We start from the raw sequence: 2,678 nt of genomic DNA on the forward strand, positions 1-2,678 counted from the left end.
TTCCACTGATGGAAGAGTTAATCTATAGAGGATTACTGCAACACGCCTTTTTTAAAGATTCGAGATTTGGTCTTGATTTGCTTCTTCCTTCTATTTTATTTGCTCTCCCTCATTTTTCAAGCCTGCCTAGTCTGTTAGATATTTTCGTTTTTACAACATCTGGAATCATCTTTGCTGGTTTGACCCGTTATACCAAGAGCATTTATCCTTCCTATGCGGTGCATGTAATCAATAATATTGTAGCGACCTTGCCATTTTTGCTGACTTTTTTACATAGGGTGTTTGGGTAAAATACTGGCTGGAGAGTTAGGAATTATAGTTTTTCAATTTATAAGCGAATTTCAGGAGGGAAATGAGTATGACACCATTAAAATGGTTTGCTGGAGGAAGTGAAAGACGTTGTGAAGCGATGACCATCATTGATCATCTATTGGAAGATATAAAGGTTGCGCCTCAACTTGCTCCCCTGAAAAATCAGTTAGTGATTTATCAAAAACGATTAAAGGACGATGGAACCTCTACTCCATTTATTCTGAGCCAAATGAACGTTGACATCTCACGTGTGTTGATTGATAACAAGCTGGGTTTGTCAGAAAGTCAAGCTAAGCAAATCAAAAAATTGAGAGAATTATCTGCGATTCGCTATGGTTACTGATGAAGTGCAGTGGTAGGTCTCTCTATATAATTTTCGGTCAAATAAATTGCATTCGTTTTCTCAAGTGGGTATACTAGAATAGTTGAATGAAAAATTCTGAAAATTTAAGAATAGAAAAGAGAACAAATCTTATGGCAAAAGATATTCGTGTCTTACTTTACTACCTCTATACTCCAATTGAAAATGCAGAGCAATTTGCGGCAGATCACTTGGCTTTCTGTAAATCAATCGGTCTCAAAGGCCGTATCCTCGTCGCTGACGAGGGGATTAACGGGACTGTTTCAGGTGACTACGAAACAACTCAAAAATACATGGACTACGTTCACAGCCTCCCAGGTATGGAAGACCTCTGGTTCAAGATTGACGAAGAAAGTGAACAAGCCTTCAAGAAGATGTTTGTTCGCTACAAGAAAGAAATTGTCCACCTTGGTTTGGAAGACAATGACTTTGACAACGACATCAACCCACTTGAAACAACAGGTGCTTACTTGTCTCCAAAAGAGTTCAAAGAAGCCCTTCTTGACGAAGATACAGTGGTTCTTGACACACGTAACGATTATGAGTACGACCTAGGACATTTCCGTGGGGCTATCCGTCCAGACATCCGCAACTTCCGTGAGTTGCCACAATGGGTCCGTGACAACAAGGAAAAATTCATGGACAAGCGTGTTGTGGTTTACTGTACAGGTGGAGTTCGCTGTGAGAAATTCTCAGGCTGGATGGTCCGTGAAGGCTATAAAGATGTCGGCCAATTGCACGGAGGAATCGCAACTTACGGTAAAGACCCAGAAGTCCAAGGTGAACTTTGGGATGGGAAAATGTACGTCTTTGACGAGCGTATCGCCGTTGATGTTAACCATGTCAACCCAACCATCGTAGGGAAAGACTGGTTTGATGGAACACCATGTGAACGTTATGTCAACTGTGGAAATCCCTTCTGTAACCGTCGTATCCTAACATCAGAAGAAAATGAAGACAAGTACCTTCGTGGATGCTCACACGAGTGCCGTGTTCACCCACGCAACCGCTACGTCTCAGAAAATGAATTGACACAAGCAGAAGTGATCGAGCGTCTAGCAGCTATCGGTGAAAGCTTGGATCAAGTCGCTACTGTATAAAGCAAACAGCCCTTAGGGGCTGTTTTTCTATGCTTTTTATCTAAAAATCTAAAATTTGTTTCTGTATCTTTCAGGAAAATAGGTTATACTATATGTAAACGATTTCAAAGGAGGCCAGTTATGGCGAAAACATTTTTTATCCCAAATAAAGAAAGCATTCTAGGACAACAGGAGGTCTTGACTGCCAAGTCTATCTTGGCCTTGGTGGAGGGCTTGGAGTCACACAGTTATGATGCGGTCTATCTCCGTCAGCCCCTCAATCGTCTCGAGTATATCGAGTGTGGGATTGTAGGTCAGTCGCAATTTCTCTTCAAGGTGAACTATGCGGATAGCCGAAAAGGCTATCAAGTGGTGATTCCAGACTTCCTTACCAGAGCGGACTGGGAGATTGTAGAAGCTCTCCTCCAAGCCCTATCAAACAAGTTGGGGCAAGTGGTAGAAGGGCTAGAAGGCTTTGATTTTGAAGCTTATTTCCGAGAAACGGTCAAGCATTATCTATCTGACAAAGCGGCTCGTCTAGTATATTGCCAAGGGCTCTTGGCTCCTATCTATCTCAATAAGGAATACCTCGAGAGCTTTTTGGCTGAGGATGGATTGGCACATTTTGAAGAGTTGGTCAAGAAGGTTCAAGGCTCTGATGCCTACCTTGCCAGTGTGAAATTTTACCCAGATGCTCAAGGCAAGGTGCACGGTATCTATCACCTAGCCCAAGGAGTCAAGACGATTTTGCCAAAGGAACCCTTTGTACCAGCTCCTTATACCGATCAGCTGGCAGGCAAAGAGCTTGTTTGGGAGATTGACCTAGTGACGATTTCTGGTGATGGGTCCAAAGCAGAAGACTATGAATCCATCGCTCGCTTGGACTATGCAAGATTCCTAGAGTCGCTACCAGAAGCATTTTATCA

General features: G+C 42.6%; 4 protein-coding genes. All 4 read left to right on the forward strand.

What is annotated here, in order from left to right; translation table 11 throughout:
• On the forward strand, positions 1–290 hold a 290-nt coding region (locus tag O3622_RS09955), incomplete at its 5' end, for a lysostaphin resistance A-like protein (protein ID WP_371607413.1).
• 68 nt (positions 291–358) lie between these two features.
• Positions 359–655 (forward strand): bacteriocin immunity protein, encoded by a 297-nt coding sequence (locus tag O3622_RS09960; protein ID WP_000188106.1) that lies wholly within the window; start codon positions 359–361, stop codon positions 653–655.
• A 131-nt stretch (positions 656–786) separates the two neighbouring features.
• Positions 787–1,773, forward strand: a complete 987-nt coding sequence (locus O3622_RS09965; RefSeq protein WP_001030023.1) for a rhodanese-related sulfurtransferase — start codon at positions 787–789, stop codon at positions 1,771–1,773.
• Between the two features lie 120 nt (positions 1,774–1,893).
• Positions 1,894–2,678 (forward strand): DUF4299 family protein (locus O3622_RS09970; RefSeq protein WP_371607414.1); only part of this gene is annotated, 785 nt, incomplete at its 3' end.

Source organism: Streptococcus sp. 27098_8_51, from assembly GCF_041432205.1.
GTDB lineage: Bacteria > Bacillota > Bacilli > Lactobacillales > Streptococcaceae > Streptococcus.

Excerpts from the sequence above, each read along its gene's own strand:
- O3622_RS09960 (WP_000188106.1), top strand. The coding sequence starts at position 359 with ATGACACCATTAAAATGGTTTGCTGGAGGAAGTGAAAGACGTTGTGAA.
- O3622_RS09965 (WP_001030023.1), top strand. The coding sequence starts at position 787 with ATGGCAAAAGATATTCGTGTCTTACTTTACTACCTCTATACTCCAATT.